The sequence below is a fragment of the Shinella sp. SUS2 genome (assembly GCF_001262505.1).
Lineage (GTDB): Bacteria > Pseudomonadota > Alphaproteobacteria > Rhizobiales > Rhizobiaceae > Shinella.
Window position 1 is genome coordinate 26040 of record NZ_KQ410747.1, and the last position, 18231, is coordinate 44270.

Genomic DNA, 18231 nt, shown 5'->3' on the forward strand with positions numbered 1-18231 from the left:
CGGACCGCGCCGGCTGCGCCGATCGTGTGGCGACGTCCCGATGGAGACCCCCAATGGCCTTCCTTGCCGTTCTCGTGAAACGGCTGGTTTCGATCATCCCGGTAATGATCGGCATCAGCCTTGTCAGCTTCCTCCTCGTGCATCTGTCGCCGGGAGATCCGGCGCGGCTGCTGCTCGGCGACCGGGCGAGCGAGGAGGCCGTGGCGCAGCTCCGTGACCAGCTTGGCCTGAACGACGGCTTGGCCGAGCAGTATTTCACCTATCTCGGCAATCTGCTGATGGGAGACCTCGGTTATTCTCTTCGTTTCCAGAAGCCGGTAATCGGCCTCATCTGGCAGTTCCTGCCGCCCACCCTGTTCCTGGTCGGCTATGTGATGGCGATCAGCATTCCGCTGACGCTCATGCTTGCTGTTCTGGCCGCCCGCAACCATGGCCGCTGGATCGACCAGGTCATTCGCTTCGGCGCTGTTGCAGGCATGACCTTCCCGGTTTTCTGGCTGGCGCTGATGATGTCGCGTTACTTTGGCGTGGAACTGGGCTGGTTTCCGGTCAGCGGTTACGGCGAAGGCTTCGTCGGGCATCTGCGCCACCTCTTTCTTCCCGCGGTGAGCACGGCGCTCTGGCTCGTGCCGCTGCTGCTGCGCAGCCTCCGGGCGACCCTGATCCAGGAAATGGAAGCCGACTATGTCATCGCCGGGCGCTCGAAGGGCTTGCCGGAGGGCGTGAATTTTGTGCGCCACGTGTTGATGAACTCGCTGATCCCGACCCTCAATCTGCTGGGTGTCATGCTGGCCTATCTGATCGGTGGAGCGGTGGTGGTCGAGATCGTCTACGCCGTTCCAGGCATCGGCACATTGATGGTTACCTCCGTGCTCGGCCGGGATTTCTCCGTGATCCAGGGCCTTACTATCGTCTATGCGCTGTTGACGGTGTCGATCACGCTTCTGGTCGACGTGCTGTCCTCGCTGATCGATCCGAGGGTCAAGCTATGACGGCAGCCGCTTTCCTTGCGCGCAAGGGTGCGCTCGAGTTCATCGCCGGTGTTCTCGTGCTGCTCTTGCTGTTCGTCCTTGCACTTGCAGCGCCGCATGTCTCTCCGTTCGACCCGAATGCGATCGATTTCGAGGCTTTGCTCGCCGCCCCGTCCGCCCAGCATCCGTTCGGAACGGATCATCTCGGCCGAGATGTCCTGAGCCGCACCATCTATGCGGCCCGCATCGACCTTTGGATGGGTGTCGCCGGCGTCGCCGCGCCGCTGGTGCTCGGGGCACTTGCCGGCCTGGCAGCCGGTTACTTCGGCGGCTGGACGGATGCAGTTCTCTCCCGCCTTATCGATGTGACGGTCGCCTTTCCGTTCTTCGTGCTGGTAATCGCCATCGTCGGCATCATGGGGCCCGGGCTGACGAACTATTTCATCGCGCTGGCACTGGTCGGCTGGGTATCCTACGCGCGGCTTGTGCGTGCGCAGACGGCGGTCCTGCGGGAAAAGGACTATGTGCAGGCCGCCAGGGTTCTCGGCTATTCGACGCCGGTGATCCTGCTGCGCCACATCATGCCTTCGACCCTGCCGGCTGTGCTTGTCTACGCCACCACGGATATCGTGATGATCGTTCTGGCCGGCGCCAGCCTCGGCTTCCTTGGCCTCGGCGTGCAGCCGCCGACGCCGGAATGGGGAGCGATGATCGCGGAAGGCCAGCCCTATGTCGTGGATGCCTGGTGGATCTGCCTGTTCCCCGGCCTTGCAGCGATCCTCATGGGCTTCGGTTTCGTTCTTGTCAGCGATGGGCTTGGAAGGATGTTGAAATCATGATCGACGAATCCACTCCGCTTCTTTCCGTCGAGGCGCTCGGCGTTTCCTTCGGTGCGTTGCCGGTCGTGCGCAATGTGGGCTTCACGCTGATGACGGGCGAGGTGCTCGGCATCGTCGGTGAAAGCGGTTCCGGCAAGTCCTTGACCTGCCGGGCCCTGCTTGGGCTTCTGCCTCAAAATGCCAAGGTTTCCGGCCGTGTCCTGTTCGAAGGCCGGGATCTGCTTGCCAGCACGGCCGAGGAGATGCGCGGGCTACGGGGACGGAAGATGTCGATGATCTTCCAGAACCCGGCCTCGCATCTCGATCCATTGAAGACGGTTGGCCATCATGTCGCCGAACCCATCATCCTGCATGGCGCGGCCGGCAATGTGGAGGCGCGTGCCCTTGATATTCTGCGCGCCGTGGAAATCAACGAGCCGGAAAAGCGTCTGCGGGCCTATCCGCATGAATTGTCCGGCGGCATGAAGCAGCGGGTGATGATTGGCGGAGCGATCGCCTGTGCGCCGCGCATCCTGCTTGCCGACGAGCCGACGACTGCACTCGACGTCACCGTCCAGGCCCGTATCCTTGACGTGCTGCGCGACCTGAACCGTCGTCTCGGCCTGGCGGTAATCCTGGTTTCGCACGATCTCGCGGTGGTGGCGGACATATGCCACCGTGTCGTGGTGATGCGGCAGGGCGAGGTCGTCGAGGCCGGGCTGACGCGCGACGTCCTGCAGGCCCCTCGCCACGACTATACCCGGTTGCTCATTGCATCGCAGCCAAGCCGCCTTGACCTGACGCCGGTCACGCCGCCGGCGGCCACCGCTGCGCCGTTGTTTTCCATCCGCGATCTCGGCGTCACCTATCGTCCCGGCGGCGTGATGCGCAGGCGCAGCGGTACGATCCAGGCGCTCTCGGACGTCTCGCTCGACATTCGTCGTGGGGAGTGTTTCGGTATCGTGGGCGAAAGCGGCTCCGGCAAGAGCACCGCGGCAAAGGTGTTGATGCGCCTGGTCGCACCGGCGCAGGGGCAGGTGCTGTTCGACGGGCAGGATGTTCATCGTCTGAAAGGGGCGGCCCTTTCCGCTTATCGCCGCCGTGTGCAGATGGTCTTCCAGAACCCGTTCGATTCCCTGAACCCGGCCATGGCGGTGATCGATACCATTGCCGAGCCGCTGCGTCGCCATGGCCTTGCCGATGCTGCGGAGGCGCGCCGCCGCGCGCTCGATATGATGCGGCAAGTGGAATTGCCGGAAGATTTCGCTCAGCGCCGCCCAAAGCAGCTTTCCGGAGGCCAGTGCCAGCGCGTTGGCATCGCCCGGGCCTTGATCCTCCAGCCGGAGGTTCTGGTTGCCGATGAGATCACCTCGGCACTTGATGTGACGATCCAGGCGCAAATCATCCGTCTGCTCGTCCGCCTGCGCCAGGAGCGCGACCTCACGGTGATCTACATCTCGCACGATCTCCATGTCGTTCGTAAACTCTGTGATCGCATCGCGGTCTTCCGGTCGGCGCGCTTGGTGGAGATGGGTGAGACAGCCCGCGTTCTCGATCAACCGCAAAGCGAATATACCGCGTTGCTCCGCGATTCCGTACCACGTATGTAGAGAAAAACGGAGCCGGCGCGGGCGTGTCCGGAGTACCGACCGGGAGAAGAGCATGGCGGCCGACAGTGACAAGCCCTCCGGCAAGCGTGGCCAGGAAATGGACCTGAACACCTTTCTCGAACGTGGGCTTGCCAGCGAGGACACGGGGTGGTCACGCTCCGGCCGCATGATCGCGTCGCATTTCCGCGACAACTGGGATCGCCTGCCATACGAGACCGGAGCTTCGCTCGCCGCCGCGCTCGGTCTCAGCGAGATGACGGTCATCCGCTTCATTCGCCAGCTGGGTTACGCGAACCTCAAGGACTTCAAGGAAGCGCTCAAGCCGGCGGCGGGGGCGGAAGCCGCGGGCATGGGCAACGTGTTCAAGCGCCTGCAGCTTGATCCGCTCAACGAGCAGACGCTGGAGAAGAGCCTCCAGCGGGAATTGGAGGCCGTCACGGAAGCCTACAAGCTGACGACGCTGCCTCGCTGGCGATACTGTGTCGAGGCTATCGCGGATCCGCAGTTCGTGAGCGTTGTCGGCTTCCAGGCTTCCCGTGGTCTTGCCATCGATTTTGCCAGCCGGCTGCAATATGTCCGCCCGAAGGTCCGCTTTGCCGAAGATCACGCGGGTGTTTCCGCTGAAATTCTTGATATGTCCGGGGACAGCCATTGCCTGGTTCTGGTCGATACGCATTCCTATGCCCGCAAAGGGGTCCTGCTTGCCGAGAAGGCGCGCGATGCCGGCATGCCGCTTGTCATCATCACCGACAAGTTCTCCAACTGGGCCTACGAGTATACCGAGCTGGTGTTGCAGGGCGAAACCTATGTGGAGACGTTCTGGGATTCGTCGGCGAGCCTCACGGTTATCCTCAATCTGTTGATCAACTCGATCGCACGGCGGCACAGCAAGACAGTCGAGGCACGCACCGACAGCATGAAGGAACGCGGACGCCATTTCGGGGAATTCGACCAGCGGACGTCTCTGCAGCGTACGGTTCCCGGGCGTGAATGAGTGTGGTGGGCCTTTGTGTGGACGCATGATTGCAGGGGGAAGCTGACCGAACAGCTAATTGTTGCGCTCCATTCAGATGGCAGGGTTGGGACGGCGGTCCGCCAATTCTAGCCCTTCCAGCAATTTGCGCAGTAACAGCCGGTCTGCCTCCCGCTCTGCCCCTTCGATAGCGGCCAGCCCGTTGCGGCGCGCCTCGTCCCGGGCGCCGGCCCGCGCATAGACAAGGGTCGCTGCGGCATGGAAGGGCTGGAAGCCGTCGAGCTCGGGTCGCAGCGCCGCGATTTCTGCCTGAGCGGTTTCGACAAGGCCGGTCTCGGCCAGGGCCACGGCATGGTTCAGCTGCACCACCGCAGTCGGCTCCATGGTCATGAGAACCGTGTAGAGCTGCAGGATCTGTGGCCAATCCGGCCCCGGATCGGCCATCTGGCAGGCGCTGATCGCAGCCTTGATCTGAAACGGGCCGGCGCGCCGGCGCAACAGGGATGTGTGGAGAAGAGCCCGCCCTTCATCGAGGCTTTGCCTGTTCCACAAGGCCCGGTCCTGTTCGCCGGGCGGCACGCTTGCGCCATCGGTGCCGATCCTAGCGGCGCGTCGGGCGTCGGTCAGCAACATCAGTGCAAGGGCACCTTCGATCTCGGCCTGATCCGGACGCAGGGTCAGGAGCAGACGGCAGAGAAAGATCGCCTCGGCGCAGAGGTTGCGCGGCTCGTCAGGGCCGGTCGTATAGCCGATAGTGAAGATCAGGTAGATCGTGGTCAGAACCGTTTGCAGGCGGTCGTCCCAATCCTCAGGCCCCGGTACTGCGAAGGGGATGCCCGCCATCGCGATCTTCGACTTGGCGCGGCTGAGCCGCTGGCCCATGGTCGGCGCCGTATCCAGAAACACCCGCGCGATCTCCTCGGTGGTCAGCCCGCACACGGTCCGCAATGTCAGGGCCACGCGCGTTTTTTCTTCCAGTGCCGGGTGGCAGCAGGTGAAAATCAGCCGCAGCCTTTCGTCGGGAATATCCTCTGTCACCTCGTCGGTATCGAGGATGGTGAGCTGCGCCAGCGCCGCTTCGCGCTTTGCGCCGCGCCCTTCTGCCCGCAAGCGATCGAGAGCCTTGCGCCCGGCCACCTTCAGCAGCCAGGCGCGCGGCGATTCCGGCACGCCAGATCGCCCCCAATGGAGGAGCGCGGAAATTCCGGCCTCCTGCAGCGCATCCTCGGCGCGCTGAAAATCGCCGAGGCGCGCGACAAGCGCCGCCATGAGCCGCCCCCGGTCCTCACGCATCACCACGGATAGGGCGCGCGTGACAGCCATGGCGTGGGGGGCGGCTCCTGCCATCAGAGATTGGCGGGGTTGTAGGACATCAGCGGCCGGACCTCGATCGTGCCCCAGGCGGCGACCGGCAGCAGCGCCGCGTAGCGCAGCGCGGCGTCCAGATCGGGGACGTCGAGTATGTAGTAGCCGCCCAGATGCTCGCGGGTCTCGGCGAAAGGACCATCCATGGTCTCGACCTTGCCGCCGCGCAGGCGCAGCGATGTCGCCGTTTCGATCCCCTGCAACGCTTCCCCGCCGCGCAAAACGCCATCGGCGTTGGCTCGGTCGTTGAAGTCGGAGAACCCCTGCATCATGGCCTGGAATTCCGGTGTGCCGTAGACAGGTTCGGCGTCGGGCGATGTATAGATCAGAAGCATGTACTGCATGGAACTCTCCTCAGAGGCCGAAGGACGTGAAAACAAGGCAGACCATGGCGTTCAGCGTGGCAAGCAGGCTGGCCGTATTGCCGATGATGCGCAGAGGGTGCGCTGGATTGGCTGCAGTGAGCCCGAAGGGGTGGACCAGCCGCCCGATCAGAAGCAACGCCCCCGAAACATGCAACCAGATCGCATCGGCCTTGTTGCCTTCGGCGATGATCATCAGGATCAGCACGACCGACACCCATTCGACGAAGTTACCGTGCTGTCTGATCTTCTCGTGCAGGCCGGTGTTGCCCCCATCGCCGATGGAAAACTTGAGGTTCGAACGGGTCGTTGTCACACGGAACCACAGGATAACATACAGGGCGGCAAGCGGCAGCGCGTAAAGCGCCGTAACTTGAAAAAGCATAAAGTTTTTCCTCATTTGTGTTGCGACAGGCCAAAGACGCCGCCGACCCGGCCGATTTCGACATCCCTCCATCAGGCAGGTATTCTTTTTTTGATTTTTCCCACCGGGTGCATCCGGATAGAAGCTATCGCACAAAGGGGCAAGAGGCGTTCAGGGGGGCATTTCACGTCAACCGTCGGTAGGTGCCCATTGCTGCCACTGCATGCTTTGTGATTGCCGCGGCATCCCAGCTTCGCGGTAAACAGCGGTGCCCAGCTACGCCTCTCCATCGTTGGGACAGTGCGATCATCGGCGGCGCCAGAAGCGATGCGACCGTCCGATTTGCATCCGTTTCGATTTCCGCTCATACAGCCTCCAATGGATGAGATCGAGAAAGAGACCACACGCCCGGCCTGTGTGGAAAAACCCGCCAGCCGGGAAAATCCATTGGGCAACCCGACCGATGGCGGGCTGCCCGCGCATCACGCCCTCGACGCGCTGTTTCTGTCTGAGATCACCGAAACTCTCGGCATGCCGGCGGGCACGCCGGCCACTCTGCTTGGGGCGGGGCAGAACAATCTCGTCTACGACGTCGGGGGTGAACTCGTTCGGCTACCGCGCCATGCGACAGCGGAAAACGAACTTGAGCGCGAGGCGCGCGTGCTTGCGGTGCTCAAGCCATTGCTTCCGGCGCCGATACCGGCCCTGAGGGTGTGTCGGAGCGGACAGAGGGTGTTTTCAGTCCATCCCCGAATTCAGGGTGAACCGCTTTCGACCCTGCGGGTTTTGACCGACGAACAGCAGCGTGGGCTGGCCGCGGATCTTGGCGGTTTCCTGCGTGCCCTGCACGCGGTTCCAGCCGCCCTTCTGCCCGATCTTGCAGGGGCATTGCCTTCGATGGAGTGGGATGACTTGCGTTCGCGGTGCGAAGCGCTTGCCTTCCCCCTATTGGCCCCGAGGGCAGTCAGCCGCTTGCGTCGGGCGTTCGACGATTTTCTGGCCGTTTGCGATGCACTGCCGCGCTCTGTCCTGCATGGGGATTTCGGGACAGGGAACATTCTCATCCATGAAGGCCGTCTCTCCGGTGTGATCGATTTCTCCGGGTGCGATCTGGGTGATGAGGCCTATGACTATGCCAGCCTGGCCGCGGGGCTCGGCGATGCCTTTGTCGATACGATGCTGAACCGTTTTCAAATGGGAGAGGGATTCCGTGACCGTATGCGTTTCTACCGGCTCACCTTTCCCTTGCTCGACATTCTGCATGGTGTCGAACATGGCGACCGGGAAACGCTGCATGCCGGCGTGGAGGCGTTCTCGGAGACGAATTTGCTCTGAGGTCAGGCCTTTGGCGCGGCGGGCTTCCCGGTTTCGGCGGCATGTACTGGCAACGGATTGTTCGAGCATCTGGCGGCAGTGATGCCGTGCCCAGCGGCGACCTCGCAAAGCGTACTGCGACCCTCGCCCCCTGTGCGGCTATCTGCATGATCGCATCACGTCGACGGTGCTGTTGATGATCTATAAGAGAACCCGGTCCCTTTTGATTATGCGTTCAAGATCCAGTCCCTGAACGCCGAAATCTTCGGCTGTTGTTGCTTGTTGTCGGGGCAGATGAGGTAGTAGGCAAAATCCTCCATATTCACGGCAGGAGACAATTGGACCAAGCGGCCATCTCGCAGTTCGTCTTCAACCAGAGCTGCCGGCAGAAGCCCTGCACCCTGGCCAGCAAGGATCGCCTTTAGCAGGAGCCCGCTGTCATCGAAGGACGGGCCGCGCGCTGCCATCCGCTCGGGCACACCGTGCGTTTCAAACCACAGGTTCCAGCCCTTCCGTTCGGCATCGTGGACCTGCGGCCAGTGCGCGAGGTCCGATGGTCGGCCAGGAAGCCCCAGCCGCTCGACCAGTCCAGGCGTCGCCACCGCTGCCACCTCAACGGTGACGATACGATCGCTGCGAAGCCCGGGATAGCGGCCCAGCCCGTGCCGGATCGCGACATCCACTTCCGAACGAGAGAAGTCGACGAGTGCGTTGCTGGTGACGATCTGGAGATCAATGTCGGGTTGGATCTCTCGAAAGGATGACAACCGCGGAACGAGCCAGGCCGACGCGAAGAAGGGCGTGGCGCTGACGGTGAGCAGCCCGGAGTCCCGCTGAGCTGCGATCCGCTCGGATGCGTCTGCGATTTGGCGGAATGCATTGCGTATCGAAGGCAAATAGTCATGCCCCGCGTCGGTCAGATAGATTCCCCGTGTCACCCGCTCAAAAAGCCTCACCCGCAGGTGTTCTTCCAGAACCTTGATCATCTGGCTGACCGCTCCCGGCGTCACGCACAGTTCCTCCGCCGCGTGCTTGATTGAGAGGTGGCGAGCAGCAGCCTCGAACGCTTTGAGCGCATTCAGCGGCGGTAAACGGTTCGTCATAGCTTAGGTTATCTAATTTATATGCATTAAATCTTCTGGTTTGCCTGTATACGAAAGGCACCATAAGTCTGGCTTTTATAGGATGTCAATACAGCAATCGAGCTGGTCTACGTGCTATAAATTCTAAATCATAGAGATGGTGCGCCTCCGGGCGCGCAATTGGAGAAAGGGCTTAGGCATATGTCTTTCAAGATGGAATTCTGTGATCTGACGGAGGTTGGGGAACTCATCGCCCGGCGGGTGATCACCTCGAGGGAGGTCACGGAAGCGCTTCTGGCGCGCATTCACCGCTTGGACGGCAGATTGAGGACATATGCCCGGGTCCTGGACGACCGGGCGCTCCGTCAGGCGGAAGCGGCCGATCGGGAGATCCGGGAGGGCGTGCACCGGGGGCCGCTCCACGGCGTTCCCATCGCAGTAAAGGACCTGTGCTGGACCGAGGGCGTGGCAACTGCCGGCGGCACTGTGATCCATGGAGATTTTGTTCCGACACACGATGCGACCGTCGTGCGGAAATTGACGGAAGCAGGCGCAGTGCTGATCGGCAAGACCCAGCTCACCGAGGGGGCGTATTCCGACTACCATCCGTCGATACCGCCGGTGTGCAATCCCTGGAACAGCGCGTATTGGGCAGGCATCTCCTCCGGTGGATCGGCAGCCGCCACCGCAGCCGGCCTATGCTTCGGGGCGATTGCCTCCGATACCGGCGGGTCGATCCGCTGGCCCTGTGCAGCCAACGGCGTCAGCGGCCTCAAGCCGACCTGGGGCCGCGTCAGCCGCCATGGGACGTTCGACCTCGCGCCGTCGCTGGACCACATCGGCCCAATTGCCCGAAGTGTCGTGGGTGTAGCAGCCCTTTTCAAGGCAATTGCCGGACACGATGTCGATGACCCGACGACAAGCTCTCGCCCGGTTGTCGACTATATGGCCGACACGTTCGCAGACGTGCGCGGCAAGCGCATTGGCATCGACCGAAACTGGAATAGTGACGACGTCGATGTCGGGACACAGGTCGCGCTGGCCGAAGCGTGTGCGGTCTTCTCGGATCTCGGAGTCGAGATCGTTGACGTCTCTTTTCCGGATGTCCGCCAGATCGTCCTTGACTGGACGCCGAATTGTGCCGTCGAGGCGGCTGTCGTCCATGAGGCGGCCTATGCGCTCCACAAGGAACAATACGGCCCCATTTTGTCATCCGTCGTCGAGGCCGGGATGGCCGTTTCAGGGATGGACTATCAACGCATACTGCTCCGCCGAGCCGCCTTCCGCGGGCAGGTCGAAGCTCTGCTGTCTTCGGTCGATGCTGTGCTGACCCCCATCCACCCTTTTGCACCGCTCACGCTGAAGACGATCGCGACACTTGGCGAGCAACCCGAGCTGATCGCCAAGCTGCAACGCTACACTTGCCCTTTCAACATGAGCGGGCACCCGACACTTGCGTTCCCCGGAGGGGTCTCGGCGGACGGCATGCCAATCGGCCTTCAGCTGATCGCCGCCGCATTCGATGAAAGCTCGCTTCTGGCGCTCGGCGCGGCGTTTCAGGGCTGGACGGAATGGCATCGCCGTCGCCCGGATCTCGATGACGGGCTGGCCGAAAGTCACGTCGCAGGAGCAGCGTGATGAGCATGTTCGACGAAGCGGCATGCCTCCCCGGTATGCCTGGTTTCGCATGGCCCGAAATGCGCAAAGGCGCGATCCGTGGTCGGTTTGAGATTGCGCCGAGGCATCGGCCTCTCCACGGGCTTCAGTGCGGCGCAGCCGGCGGAGGGCTCTCGTGATCTCCCCCAAACAGTCATTCGTGCTCTTCTACGGCTGGTTCGTCGTCGCTGCAGCCTTTGTCATAACCTTCGTCGGCTTTGGAAGCGCCTATACGTTCAGCTCATTTCTTCAGCCGCTTCAAGAGGAGTTCGGAGCATCCCGTGGATCGGTATCCCTGGTCTTTTCGTTGGCGGGCTTCCTCTATTTCGCGCTCGGTGTCGTTTCCGCTCCGCTCGCGGATCGGTACGGTGTGAAGGTTCTTTCCGCAATCGGAATGATGCTTGTTGGACTGGGCCTGCTCATGGCCGGGCGGGCGCAGACCATTCTACAGGTCTACGCAGCCTATAGCATCGGCATTGGAATGGGCGTCGGCAGCGCCTATGTGCCGACGCTTGGGGCCGTGCAGCGCTGGTTCGTCAGTCGCCGTGGTCTTGCCTCCGGCCTTGCGGTCAGCGGCATCGGAATTGGTACCCTCGCGCTGCCGCCGTTTGCGACGTGGCTGATCTCGGGCTTCGGCTGGCGCAGCGCGTACACGACGCTGGGTGTCATTGCGATCGTTCTCGGCGTGTTGGCGGCGTTCGTGATGGAAGACGAGCCGGCACGTCGTGGACTATCGCCCGATGGTGCCGATAGCATCCGAAATGCCGGTTCGCCGCAATCGGGCCACGATATGTCCGTGGGGCAAGCCGTCCGGACGCGGCGCTTCCATGCGCTGTATCTCGCATCTCTCTTTGGTGCGTTTGGGGTGTTCGTCCCCTTCGTTCATCTGGTGCCCTATGCGATCGACCATGGCGTTTCGGCGGCGGTTGCAGTGTGGCTGCTTGGTGCCATCGGCATCGGCAGCACGGTCGGCCGCTTCTTCCTGGGCGGCATTGCGGACCGGATGGGCAGGGAGATGTTCCTGATCGCCATGTATATCGGCATGGCTTCCTCTCTCGCGATCTGGTCCGTTGCTGCTTCTTTCGGTCTGCTCCTCCTATTCGCGCTCATTTTCGGCCTCTTCTATGGTGGCTGGGTCGCAATCCTGCCAGCTGTCGTTGCCGATCTGTTTGGCGCGCGCCAAGCCGGCCGCATCATCGGCGTTCTCTATACCAGCGTTGCCATAGGCACGCTCGCTGGGCCGAGCGCGGCGGGCTTCATCTACGACTTTAGCCAGAGTTACTTCATTCCCATCGCAGTCAGCGCCGCATCAAACGTCGTTGCTGTGGTTGTCACGGCAATGGCGGCCTACCGGGAGGCTGCGCCGGGAGCATCTCTGTGAAACAGCCTGTGCGGCCGGTGTCTATAGCGGACGAAACCGGCCGCACGCGCTATTGCATTCAGTCTTCAACGGAAGCCGGCTGTCACTCTACCGCCGCTGACGTGGGCTTGACCGCGCGGGCACGCGTGGCCGCTTTCAATGGGAAACAGGGGTCTTGGTTTTTTACGGAAATGGCAGGCTACCGGCGAGCACAACCGGGACTCCTGCCGTAATCGCCCTGCTTTCCATCGCCAGACGCTCCAGAACGGTTCTATTCCGGACAGAGTCTCCCCGGGTATCGCGAATCCTCCCGTGTAAACCATTTGGCTAGGGCCGGGACCTTTCAGTCACGTTGCCTCGATGCACGAGAGTTCTACGATGGGGCCTGGTCAGTGATCTGGCCCCCTGCCAGACGCATCGGCTGGGCGGAACCGTGCCGGCAGCCCCTGATCCCCATCCTTGCCGACACGGTGAGGGAGACCCCGAGGCGCCCCCTGTCCTCGTCCTCCGGGTCTCCCTCACGCCCTGCGCGACTGTCAGGTCCAACCGTCCTCTCCGGAAGGGTTCTCTCATGGAAAAGGTGAAGGAACGAAAGATCGTACCCGCCCCCACGCAAGGCACGGCGGACACGACAGTCGAAAAGACAGACAAAAGCGTTGCAACGCTTGCAGATCTCTTCCATCGCTATCGGCGCGAAGGCTGGAGCGACAGCGAGATCGAAATGGGTATCGCCGGCCAGTAGTGCGGGTTGGTCCTGTCAGCGTGAAGCACCATTCCTTATGAGAAGAAGCCAGTCGCTGGAGCCGGAGGCGTTCTGTGAGGACGGCGCCTGCAGCCGGTGGATACCCGTGTCCTTGTCCAGCGGGACGGATCGGCTTATCGCGCCGGTAGACGGGTCGTACCATTCGGCGACCGGATCCGGGACCGTAAGCCCTGGCGCATCGACCTCCACGGAGACCGCGTCATAGAGATAGGCCACGGCGAACGATCCGTCGTCTGCAAGGGCCGAGATCGCGGTCGCTGTGGGCAATCCCTTGGCTTTGAGGGCGAAGCCCCGGTCGGCAGGCTGCAGCTTCCACCAGTCGAGGCGTTCGAAAAATGCGGCAAGATGGCCGATGCTTTGCGCGCCGTCGCTCGCGAGCGCCTGCCGCCAGCCCGCCGGGGCGTCATAGAGGCCGGGTCCGCCAAAATGCCAGACGGGATTGTTGCCATAGATCTGACCGCTTGCCCCCGACAGCAGCGCGCCATAGGCGATCTTGCGGATTTCCGACGCGCCGACGCCATGTTCATTTTCGTAGCGAGATTCGATGAGGAAAAACGGTCGGCGCGGCCCGGAGCGATGGCGTGCCAGAACCGCTGCGGCCACATCGCCATAGGTGTAGACGGTGTCGAGCTTCAGCCAGTCTGCACCCTGCCAGTAAAGGCTCGTCGTCGAGTCGCGATCCCCGTGCACGGTCTGGAGGGCACGGGGATTGCCCGTCTCGATGCCTGAGGCCAGGGCTTCCACGAGGCGTTTGTCGGGTGGATCATAGTCACCGCCCTGAACCCAGATGATGTTCGGATAACGGGCAAAACGCGCACCGACATAGCGGCCATAGGCTTGCAGCGCCGCTGGACCGGCCGCTGCCACTTCACCGTACCAGCCCTGCGGGCCGCCATTGGCACCAAGATAGGCGGGTGCCAGAAGAACGAGCATGTCGGCGCTCAGCGCGATATCGAGCATACGTTCGGCCGCCGCGAAATAGCGGTCATTCGGCCTGGTGAAGTTGCCCGGTTCGAGAAAGGGTGCGACGCCCTCGATGTTGTTGGGCGCGTTCCGGGCGAATTCGTGCTCTATGAGCGAGACCAGCAGGGTGTTGAAGCCGCGCGCCTTCCGGTCGGCGATGTAGGATTGCGCCTCTTCCGGCGAGAGGTCCGCGATCATCGACCAGGCCGAATCTCCCGTGATGAGAAACGGTTTTCCCGTCTGGTCTTCGAGATGGAGGCCGTTCGGCGCGAGGCGCAGTGGAAACCTTACATTCTCCGCATCGACTGTACTGGCCGGAAGCAGGAGGCCGGCAAGCAGGCAGGCGCCGAGGGCAAGACGGAGGAGATGCATGGCGGATCCTTTCGAGGAGGATATCGGTCACAGTCGCTCACGGACGAGGCGCAGCCAGTTTTTCACCGGAGCGGGAAGGTAGGTCCGCAAGCCCGGGCGCAGGCCGGGCGGCAACGACCAGTTCTCGATGGGGAGGGATGGGGCGATCGGCGGAGGATTCGATGCAGTCTTGCGCAGTGCCTCGGCATACCGCATCGCCATGCGCTCCACGGTGAAGCTTCGCGCCACCTTGCGCCGGGCGCCGGCGGACAATTGTGCAAGGCGCAGGCGATCGCCATCGAGGGCGTAGACGAGGTCGGCGGCCTTCCTCCGGTCACCGATGGGAAACAGAAGACCGTCGTGACCGTCGTCGACGACCATGTCCGTGACGCCGCGAAGGGCGGAGGCGATCGGCACGCAGCCTGCTGCCATGGCCTCCAGCAGGGTCATGGGTAGCCCCTCATAGCGTGACGGCATGAGAAGGATGTCATGGCGTGCCATCAGCGCCGGGACGGCCTGGAGGCCGACCGATCCCAGAAACTCGACTCGCGGCGAGGCGGGCAGGGCTGATCGGAGGCGGGGGAGGTCCGGACCATCGCCTGCGATCGTCAGCCGCGCGGTGCCGGGGGATCGCGCGAAAATCTCCGGCAGCCACAGCACCCCCTTCGAGGCATCCTCGATCCGACCGAGGAACAGGAGGCGAAGGCCTTCTCCCTCGAACCGTGATGCGCGGTCCTGCGACGGAAAATCACTCAGCGAAACGGCGTTCGGGATGACAAAGGTGCGGCCGGCGGGAAAACCATGGCGCTCGACGAGATCATCCCGGGCACGGCGGCACACGCAGATGGTTGCGTGCACATGCGGTGCGATGGCGCCGGCCGCGGCATAGGTGCCGGGCGTGATGTTATGCACGACCATGAAACGCAGGATTTCGGGCGGCAGGTAACGCACGATGTTCGTCTGGAGGCGATCGCTGAGGACATTGACAACGACCCCATCGAACCCCTCTGCCAGAATGGCGTCGGTAAGACGGCGGGCTGTTTCCCGGTCATCCGAGAAAGCCTCGGTGTCGATCCCGGTGCCCAGATCCGCGGCATCTGCAAGTGCTGGATCGATGTTGCCTGTCTTGTGGCAAAGCCCGAGCCAGCGGAGTTCGATGTCGTACGGCGCGAGCCCCCTGCGAAGCTGCGTGAAAACGGTGTAGGTACCGCCGAGATGCGGGAGAACGAAATAGGCGAGCTTCATGGCCAACCCCCTGCATTCTTTGTCGTCGCACGGCGGAGACATTGGAATCCGCCCGTTCGAACCGCCACAGCCCTCCTTCGCGACAACGCCCCGCCGATCTACCTCTTCCGGATGAGGCTGCGGTACGAAGGAGGGCGTTTTCTGCCCTCTGCCCGGGCGCGATAATCCTGCCGCTATCGCGCTCCGGATGGGACCTACGGATGAAAATCGGCCTGCTGGGACAGTTCGGCTCCGGAAACTCCGGCAATGACGGCTCGCTGGAAGCCATGGTGCGTTTCCTGCGCCAGGCATGCCCTGAGGCGAAGCTGCTGTGTATCTGCTCCAATCCGGCAAAGGTTCACGACGATTTTGCGCTCGACGTCGTCAGCATCCGGGGGCAGAAGCCGTCGGCGGACCGGGTTACGCGATCGATCGGCGCCAGGCTCTGGCGCGTGCCTTCCCGGCTCGGAAGCATGGTTGCCATTTTCCAGGCGCTTGCCGGGGCCGAGGTCCTCGTCATCCCCGGCACGGGCATTCTTGACGATTTCCAGGAGACGCCGTTCGGCTGGCCTTTCATCCTTTTCTGGTGGTGCTTCGCCGCCCGCCTGCGCGGCATCCGCATCGCCTTCGTGAGCATCGGCGCAGGGCCGATCCACAACGCGCTCAGCCGCCGGTTCCTGAAGGCGGCCGTGCAGATGGCGGAATACCGCTCCTACCGCGATGATTTCTCGCTCCATTATGTCAGGGATCTCGGCGTGGACGTGTCTCGCGATCTTCGCTTTCCCGACCTTGCCTTCGGATTGCGTGCCCCGACCCATGATCCCGTCGTGGATCGCCGGCCGGCCCATGCCGCCGTCGGCGTCGGGGTCATGCACTATCGTGGCTGGAAACGCGGGCAAGCCGACGGGGAAGCAATCTACCGCACCTATATCGCGAAGCTCTCGGCGGTCATCGGCCGGCTTCTCGACGATGGCCGGCGGGTACATCTTTTCATGGGGGACAAGGCGGACGAAACCGCGCTGGACGATATCTTCCAGGGGCTTGCACCGCGTCCTTCTGGAGCGAGCCACGCCTTTGTCTCGGTGGCACGCACGGCCTCGCTGGATCAGGTGATGGAGGAACTCAAGAAGGTCGATATCGCCATCGTTTCCCGCTACCACAACTTGCTCTGCGCCCTGAAGACGGGCCGGCCGGCCTTCTCGCTCGGATATGCGCAGAAGAACGATGAGCTGATGGCGGCGTTCGGCCGTTCGGCCTTCTGCCAGCATATCGAGGATTTCGACGTCGAGATCCTGATCGGGCAGGTATGCACCGCACTCACCGACCTCGACGGCGCCCGCAAGGAAATCGAACAGCACAACGCCGCCATCCGCGGCGAGCTTTCCCGGCAGGGAGAGCTTCTCCTGTCGGGCGTATTGAAGGAGCGATTGGCCTGACGGTCGACCGCGCCAGGCTCAACGGACGGCTGCGCGTGCCGGGCGTGCGCTCATGCCGCCCGTGATTGTTGAATGAACCGGCACGGGGTGCCGTTGTGAAAACGTAGCGCCGCCCGCCCGCCGGCGCCGGAAAGCGTGATCCGTATGGTTCGCCGCGCATACATTATGGCATCGCTGGAGCAATACCTCGCCCTGCTCGTCAATTTCGCGGTCCTTGCGACTGTGGCGCGGCTGCTCACGCCCGGCGAGATCGGCGAGGCGGTCACGGGGCTGGCCATCGCCGTGGTCGCCTTCTCGACGCGTGAATTCGTGACGGCGGAATTCCTCATCCAGCGCCATGCCATCGACCGCGAGGCTGTGGGCACATCTCTGACGCTCCAGGTGCTCTGCAGCGCCACCGTCGCCCTCGGTCTCGGTCTTGCCTCCGGACTTGTCGCCGGCTTCTATGGCACGCCTGACCTCTCCTTCTTTCTGCTGCTCGCTGCCGTCGCGGGCTTTGCAGAGGCCGTTGCCCAGCCGGTCATCGCCATCCTGCGCCGGAATATGAGCTTTGGCGCACTTGCGGTGATCCGCACTGCTGTCTCTCTCGTCAACGGACTGACGACCATTCTCCTGGCTGCCCTCGGCTTCGGTGCGATCAGCTTTGCCTGGGGCCTCCTGGCGGGGGCGATGATGCTCGCTGGTCTCTCCGTCGCGCTCTCGCCCGTGCCGGCGCGGACGTTCCTTCGCCCAGGCCTTTCGCGCTGGCGGGAGGTCCTGACCTTCGGCTCCTTCAAAGGCGCAGCGCTGGTGGTGGAGCGTATCCAGGAAACCGTTCCGCAACTGATCCTTGGCCGGCTCACCTCCATGACCGCCGTCGCGCTCTACAACCGCTCGAACGCTCTTTGCGGCGTGCCGGACCGTATCATCATGTCCGCCTTCTACAGCATGGCCTTTCCGGCACTCGCAAACAGCATCCGGGAGGGGTATGACATCGAGAAAACCTATCTTCGTGTGCTGGCCTATCTTTCGGTGCTCTATTGGCCGGCCGCCATCATGGTTTGCCTTCTCGCGCCGCAGATTGTCCGGATCGTGCTCGGCCATCAATGGGAGGATGCCATTCCGGTCGTGCGGCTCCTCGGCCTTTCCGCCGTCTTCTGGGCGCCGGCAATTGTCACGGGGCCGCTTCTCCTGGCGCTTGGCCAGAACCGCGACGCCTTCCTTGCCAGCCTGATTTCGCGCGTCTTCGCCGCGTCCGTCCTCTGTGCAGCCAGTCTCCACGGTGTGATCGCCATGGCGCTCAGCCAGTTCATCGCCCTGCCGGTTCAGACGGCGGTGGGCTTTTTCTTCGTACACCGTCATGTCCGCTTTTCCCTGCGCGCCCTCGTTGCGATGTTTGTGCCGAGCGCCATCGTCACGGCTTTCGCCCTTGCAGGCCCGCTGACGCTTCTCGTCCTGAACGAGCAGCCGCGATCGGACCTCCTGTCCTTCGCCACGGCCGCTGTTCTTGCCGCAATTGGCTGGCTGGCCGGGCTGCATCTTGCCCACCATCCCTTTCTGACGGAAATACAGATCGCGGCGCGCCTTGGCCGCAGTCGTATCGAACGGCTGCGGCGGCTCCTCGCCGCAGGGGCCTAGGC

General features: G+C 63.0%; 16 protein-coding genes. 10 read left to right on the top strand and 6 right to left on the bottom strand.

Annotation, left to right across the window (positions count from 1 at the left end; genetic code table 11):
- Nucleotides 1-53: 53 nt before the first annotated feature.
- Genes AKG11_RS28460 through AKG11_RS28475 form a run of 4 tightly spaced genes read left to right on the top strand, consistent with a single transcriptional unit; the run spans nt 54 to nt 4393 of the window.
- Nucleotides 54-992, top strand: coding sequence for an ABC transporter permease (locus tag AKG11_RS28460; protein WP_023513374.1), 939 nt, complete (start codon nt 54-56; stop codon nt 990-992).
- Nucleotides 989-1810, top strand: a complete 822-nt coding sequence (locus AKG11_RS28465; protein ID WP_050746356.1) for an ABC transporter permease — start codon at nt 989-991, stop codon at nt 1808-1810. Before AKG11_RS28460 ends, AKG11_RS28465 begins: the two co-directional genes overlap by 4 nt.
- Nucleotides 1807-3399 carry a dipeptide ABC transporter ATP-binding protein gene (locus AKG11_RS28470; protein ID WP_050746357.1) on the top strand — a complete coding sequence of 531 codons (1593 nt, stop codon included), beginning with the start codon at nt 1807-1809 and terminating at the stop codon, nt 3397-3399. The genes AKG11_RS28465 and AKG11_RS28470 overlap by 4 nt, the downstream gene beginning before the upstream one ends.
- A 52-nt stretch (nt 3400-3451) precedes the next feature.
- Complete coding sequence (locus AKG11_RS28475) at nt 3452-4393, top strand: MurR/RpiR family transcriptional regulator (protein WP_050746358.1); 942 nt, start codon at nt 3452-3454, stop codon at nt 4391-4393.
- A gap of 72 nt (nt 4394-4465) precedes the next feature.
- Here AKG11_RS28475 and AKG11_RS28480 read toward each other — a convergent pair whose 3' ends face one another.
- The 3 genes from AKG11_RS28480 to AKG11_RS28490 are packed head-to-tail and all read right to left on the bottom strand — an operon-like array spanning nt 4466 to nt 6484.
- A complete protein-coding gene (locus AKG11_RS28480; RefSeq protein ID WP_197284028.1) occupies nt 4466-5695 on the bottom strand; it encodes an RNA polymerase sigma factor in 1230 nt (409 codons plus the stop codon).
- A gap of 23 nt (nt 5696-5718) precedes the next feature.
- Complete coding sequence (locus AKG11_RS28485) at nt 5719-6081, bottom strand: YciI family protein (RefSeq protein WP_023513379.1); 363 nt, start codon at nt 6079-6081, stop codon at nt 5719-5721.
- 10 nt (nt 6082-6091) lie between these two features.
- Complete coding sequence (locus tag AKG11_RS28490) at nt 6092-6484, bottom strand: MAPEG family protein (RefSeq protein ID WP_050746360.1); 393 nt, start codon at nt 6482-6484, stop codon at nt 6092-6094.
- Nucleotides 6485-6841: 357 nt separating this feature from the next.
- Between AKG11_RS28490 and AKG11_RS28495 the strand changes: the two genes are divergently transcribed.
- Nucleotides 6842-7798 carry a phosphotransferase family protein gene (locus AKG11_RS28495; RefSeq protein WP_157255844.1) on the top strand — a complete coding sequence of 319 codons (957 nt, stop codon included), beginning with the start codon at nt 6842-6844 and terminating at the stop codon, nt 7796-7798.
- A 206-nt stretch (nt 7799-8004) separates the two neighbouring features.
- Here the strand turns inward: AKG11_RS28495 and gcvA are convergent, their stop codons facing one another.
- Nucleotides 8005-8880, bottom strand: a complete 876-nt coding sequence (gcvA, locus tag AKG11_RS28500) for a transcriptional regulator GcvA (RefSeq protein WP_050746362.1) — start codon at nt 8878-8880, stop codon at nt 8005-8007.
- A 180-nt stretch (nt 8881-9060) separates the two neighbouring features.
- Between gcvA and AKG11_RS28505 the strand changes: the two genes are divergently transcribed.
- The 3 genes from AKG11_RS28505 to AKG11_RS34755 all read left to right on the top strand — a co-directional run bounded on the left by AKG11_RS28505 (nt 9061) and on the right by AKG11_RS34755 (nt 12617).
- A complete protein-coding gene (locus tag AKG11_RS28505; protein WP_050746363.1) occupies nt 9061-10497 on the top strand; it encodes an amidase in 1437 nt (478 codons plus the stop codon).
- A 154-nt stretch (nt 10498-10651) separates the two neighbouring features.
- A complete protein-coding gene (locus AKG11_RS28510; protein WP_050746364.1) occupies nt 10652-11896 on the top strand; it encodes an MFS transporter in 1245 nt (414 codons plus the stop codon).
- Nucleotides 11897-12446: 550 nt separating this feature from the next.
- Complete coding sequence (locus tag AKG11_RS34755; RefSeq protein ID WP_023514711.1) at nt 12447-12617, top strand: hypothetical protein; 171 nt, start codon at nt 12447-12449, stop codon at nt 12615-12617.
- A 15-nt stretch (nt 12618-12632) separates the two neighbouring features.
- Here AKG11_RS34755 and AKG11_RS28515 read toward each other — a convergent pair whose 3' ends face one another.
- Both AKG11_RS28515 and AKG11_RS28520 read right to left on the bottom strand, forming a co-directional pair.
- Nucleotides 12633-13973 carry a glycoside hydrolase family 140 protein gene (locus tag AKG11_RS28515; RefSeq protein ID WP_050746365.1) on the bottom strand — a complete coding sequence of 447 codons (1341 nt, stop codon included), beginning with the start codon at nt 13971-13973 and terminating at the stop codon, nt 12633-12635.
- Nucleotides 13974-14000: 27 nt separating this feature from the next.
- Nucleotides 14001-15197, bottom strand: coding sequence for a glycosyltransferase family 4 protein (locus tag AKG11_RS28520; RefSeq protein ID WP_050746366.1), 1197 nt, complete (start codon nt 15195-15197; stop codon nt 14001-14003).
- A 200-nt stretch (nt 15198-15397) separates the two neighbouring features.
- Between AKG11_RS28520 and AKG11_RS28525 the strand changes: the two genes are divergently transcribed.
- Nucleotides 15398-16612 carry a polysaccharide pyruvyl transferase family protein gene (locus tag AKG11_RS28525; RefSeq protein WP_050746367.1) on the top strand — a complete coding sequence of 405 codons (1215 nt, stop codon included), beginning with the start codon at nt 15398-15400 and terminating at the stop codon, nt 16610-16612.
- A gap of 165 nt (nt 16613-16777) precedes the next feature.
- Nucleotides 16778-18229 (top strand): oligosaccharide flippase family protein, encoded by a 1452-nt coding sequence (locus AKG11_RS28530; RefSeq protein WP_157255845.1) that lies wholly within the window; start codon nt 16778-16780, stop codon nt 18227-18229.
- Nucleotides 18230-18231: the final 2 nt, after the last annotated feature.

Bases quoted from the DNA above. Each gene is read 5' to 3' on its own strand.
- AKG11_RS28520 (WP_050746366.1), bottom strand. From the start codon at position 15,197: ATGAAGCTCGCCTATTTCGTTCTCCCGCATCTCGGCGGTACCTACACC.
- AKG11_RS28475 (WP_050746358.1), top strand. From the start codon at position 3,452: ATGGCGGCCGACAGTGACAAGCCCTCCGGCAAGCGTGGCCAGGAAATG.
- AKG11_RS28490 (WP_050746360.1), bottom strand. From the start codon at position 6,484: ATGCTTTTTCAAGTTACGGCGCTTTACGCGCTGCCGCTTGCCGCCCTG.
- AKG11_RS28460 (WP_023513374.1), top strand. From the start codon at position 54: ATGGCCTTCCTTGCCGTTCTCGTGAAACGGCTGGTTTCGATCATCCCG.
- AKG11_RS28515 (WP_050746365.1), bottom strand. From the start codon at position 13,973: ATGCATCTCCTCCGTCTTGCCCTCGGCGCCTGCCTGCTTGCCGGCCTC.
- AKG11_RS28465 (WP_050746356.1), top strand. From the start codon at position 989: ATGACGGCAGCCGCTTTCCTTGCGCGCAAGGGTGCGCTCGAGTTCATC.
- AKG11_RS28480 (WP_197284028.1), bottom strand. From the start codon at position 5,695: ATGGCTGTCACGCGCGCCCTATCCGTGGTGATGCGTGAGGACCGGGGG.
- AKG11_RS28485 (WP_023513379.1), bottom strand. From the start codon at position 6,081: ATGCAGTACATGCTTCTGATCTATACATCGCCCGACGCCGAACCTGTC.
- AKG11_RS28505 (WP_050746363.1), top strand. From the start codon at position 9,061: ATGTCTTTCAAGATGGAATTCTGTGATCTGACGGAGGTTGGGGAACTC.
- AKG11_RS34755 (WP_023514711.1), top strand. From the start codon at position 12,447: ATGGAAAAGGTGAAGGAACGAAAGATCGTACCCGCCCCCACGCAAGGC.
- AKG11_RS28525 (WP_050746367.1), top strand. From the start codon at position 15,398: ATGAAAATCGGCCTGCTGGGACAGTTCGGCTCCGGAAACTCCGGCAAT.
- AKG11_RS28530 (WP_157255845.1), top strand. From the start codon at position 16,778: ATGGCATCGCTGGAGCAATACCTCGCCCTGCTCGTCAATTTCGCGGTC.
- AKG11_RS28470 (WP_050746357.1), top strand. From the start codon at position 1,807: ATGATCGACGAATCCACTCCGCTTCTTTCCGTCGAGGCGCTCGGCGTT.
- gcvA (WP_050746362.1), bottom strand. From the start codon at position 8,880: ATGACGAACCGTTTACCGCCGCTGAATGCGCTCAAAGCGTTCGAGGCT.
- AKG11_RS28495 (WP_157255844.1), top strand. From the start codon at position 6,842: ATGGATGAGATCGAGAAAGAGACCACACGCCCGGCCTGTGTGGAAAAA.